The sequence below is a fragment of the Asaia krungthepensis NRIC 0535 genome (assembly GCF_025995175.1).
Taxonomy (GTDB): Bacteria; Pseudomonadota; Alphaproteobacteria; order Acetobacterales; family Acetobacteraceae; genus Asaia; species Asaia krungthepensis.
Map to the genome: position 1 here is coordinate 1 of NZ_BAPV01000030.1, position 2616 is coordinate 2616.

Consider the following 2616-nt stretch of genomic DNA (forward strand, 5'->3'; position numbering starts at 1 on the left):
CAGCCTGGCGCCCCCAAAATCAGGAGGAAAGGTCTTCAAGTCACGGTTCTTCGAACCCTCCAGATTATGGCCAGCTGAGAAGACGGACATGAAGCGCTGGCACCCGCCTCGTGAGCGGAACTTCTGCATGATGCGCTCACGTTTTCGCAGGGGAAGATGGCTGTTCTCCGCCCGGTTATTCAGACCCTTATGCGAGAGATGCCAGATTGAGAGAACAAGTTTGCGTCTCGCTGTCCCATAGGATTTGAGCTTGTCAGTGATCATACGACTGGGGCGCAGACCCTGCCGTTTGAGGAGCTGGGTCAACAGACGTCTTGCCGCTTTGGTGTTCCGGCGGGTTTGCAGGATTTCGTCGAGAACATACCCGTCCTGATCCACGGCCCGCCGCAGCCAGTGAGGCTGGTCACGGATCACGATCCGCACTTCGTCCAGGTGCCGGGTATCATCCGGTCTTGCCGCCTTGCGACGCAGGGAGCGGGCAAAGGCCGCTCCAAACTTCAGGCTCCATCGGCGGATCGTCTCATATGAGACGACAATGCCCCGCTCGAGAAGCATCTCCTCCACAAGGCGAAAGCTCAAAGGAAAGCGGAAATACAGCCATACCGCATGAGCAATCAGATCACGAGGCAATCGGTGCCGTTTGTAGCTCACTGATGACGCTTTCATCACTCGCGTCTAACACCCCACAGTTAACGCGACAGCACCCGTCAAAGAAACCAGCCTGCTTCATGAGCCATCCCCCTCAATCATCACGGAAGGGATGGAATCACACCGGTAGCCCCAGACCCAAAAAGTTTTTCGAACCCTCCAGCTTGGAAGATTATCGGACCTTTCACGGCGTAGGCCACTTACGTCCCGATTATGTAATATTGCGTGTGCGTGACTGTGACAAATTTGCATATATCTTGTCAGAATTTGTCATAAATCTTACGCATCCCTTGCGGGATTACGCCATGGAGCGTTACGCCTTGGGAACGTTGCGATGCGTAATATCGCGAATTAACCCATTTTGACGGAACGTTCCATGACGCTGTCCCCAAGAGAGACGCACGAATCGGGCATTTCTGCCCCAATCGTCGCCCCGTCAACCCGACGCAAGCGACCACTTGCCGCCGGTCTCATGAGTGCCACCGCCTGTATCGCCCTGTTGCATTTTGTCAGCGACGCAAGAGCACAGAGTGTTGCAGCCCCTGAAACATCCACAATCCCAGTCAACGCCGCGAAGGCTCCTGCCAAGAGCAAGGTGAAGGTCAATGCCCAGAGCCGCTCGACGCGCGCTCGGGCTGTTTCCGCTCCGGTTGGGGACGCTCCCGCGACCTCGCGCCCCGAGACGATCATGGTGACAGGCTCGCTGTTCCGCGATCCGAACACCACCAGCGCCTCACCGATCACCCACATCACCATGAAGGATATGCAGCAGCGCGGCATCAAGACCGTCACCGATGCGCTGCAGCTTCTGTCCTCTAACGGTGCAGGCAATCTGACCAATGCCTGGTCGGCGGGCGGTGGCTTCGCCGCCGGTGCCTCGGCCCCGTCGCTCCGCGGTCTCAGCACGGATTCGACCCTCGTCCTCATGGACGGTCAGCGCCTGTCCTATTATCCGCTGGCAGATGACGGCGAGCGCAACTTCGTCGACACAAACTGGATGCCGCAATCCATCATGCAGGGCGTGGACGTGCTGCAGGATGGCGGTTCGGCCACCTACGGTGCCGACGCCGTTGCCGGTGTGGTCAACATGATCACCCGCAAGGAGATCAAGGGTTTCGAAGGCAATGCCGAAGGCGGTCTGACCCAGCGCGGCGATGCCGGGCATCAGCGTCTCTACGCAACATGGGGCCATGGCGACCTGCATCGCGACGGCTATAACTTCTATATCAACTCGGAATATCAGCAAGACGATCCGCTTTATTACCGTCAGCTCGGTGCGCCCTATAATAACGGCGATCTGACCGGAATCGGTGGTGGCAATGGTAACGACAACATCGTCTCTGGCGGGTCGATCACCAATTTCGCGCCTTCGACGGTGGCTCTCGTGCGCCCCGTGACGGGGACGGGCACCAATACGGCACCATGGTCATTGCTGAACCAGCAGGCAGGTTGCGGTAGTCTGGGCGGTGTCGTGACCGGTTCGGTCGGTGGTAGTACCGGGACCAGCCAGGCCTGCTCGTGGAACACGCAGAAATACGCGCAGGTAGCGCCCGATCTGCGTCGTGTCAGCGCCACGGCGCATTTCACGGCCAATGTGACCGAGCGTTCACAGCTGACAGCCATGTTCACATGGTCGCAGGCGCGCTCGATCATCACCGGCACGCCCTACTCGACCTATGGTGGCACGTCCTATAGCCAGGCGAAGCTGGCGACGGCGCAAAACACCTATCTGCCCGTCTATCTGGCCGATGGCTCGCTGAACCCCAACAACCCTTATGCTGCATTGGGTGAGCAGGCTCAGGTCAATTATCGCTTTGGCGATCTGATCCCGACGACCATGGATACGAGCCAGAACTTCCGTGGCTCGGTGCGCTATAATGGCTGGCACCCGTCGCGCTGGGGTTCAGACTGGAATTACGACGTCAACTTCGTTGGCATGAACACGCTGCTGAACCAGACCATCACGGG

General features: G+C 58.5%; 2 protein-coding genes. One reads left to right on the forward strand and one right to left on the reverse strand.

Features of this window, described 5'->3' with window-relative positions; translation table 11 throughout:
• Positions 1–666: IS6 family transposase (locus AA0535_RS10860; protein WP_264816163.1), on the reverse strand; the 666-nt coding region annotated here is incomplete at its 3' end.
• Positions 667–1120: 454 nt separating this feature from the next.
• Here AA0535_RS10860 and AA0535_RS10865 point away from each other — a divergent pair.
• Positions 1121–2616: TonB-dependent receptor plug domain-containing protein (locus AA0535_RS10865; RefSeq protein ID WP_408868477.1), on the forward strand; the 1496-nt coding region annotated here is incomplete at its 3' end.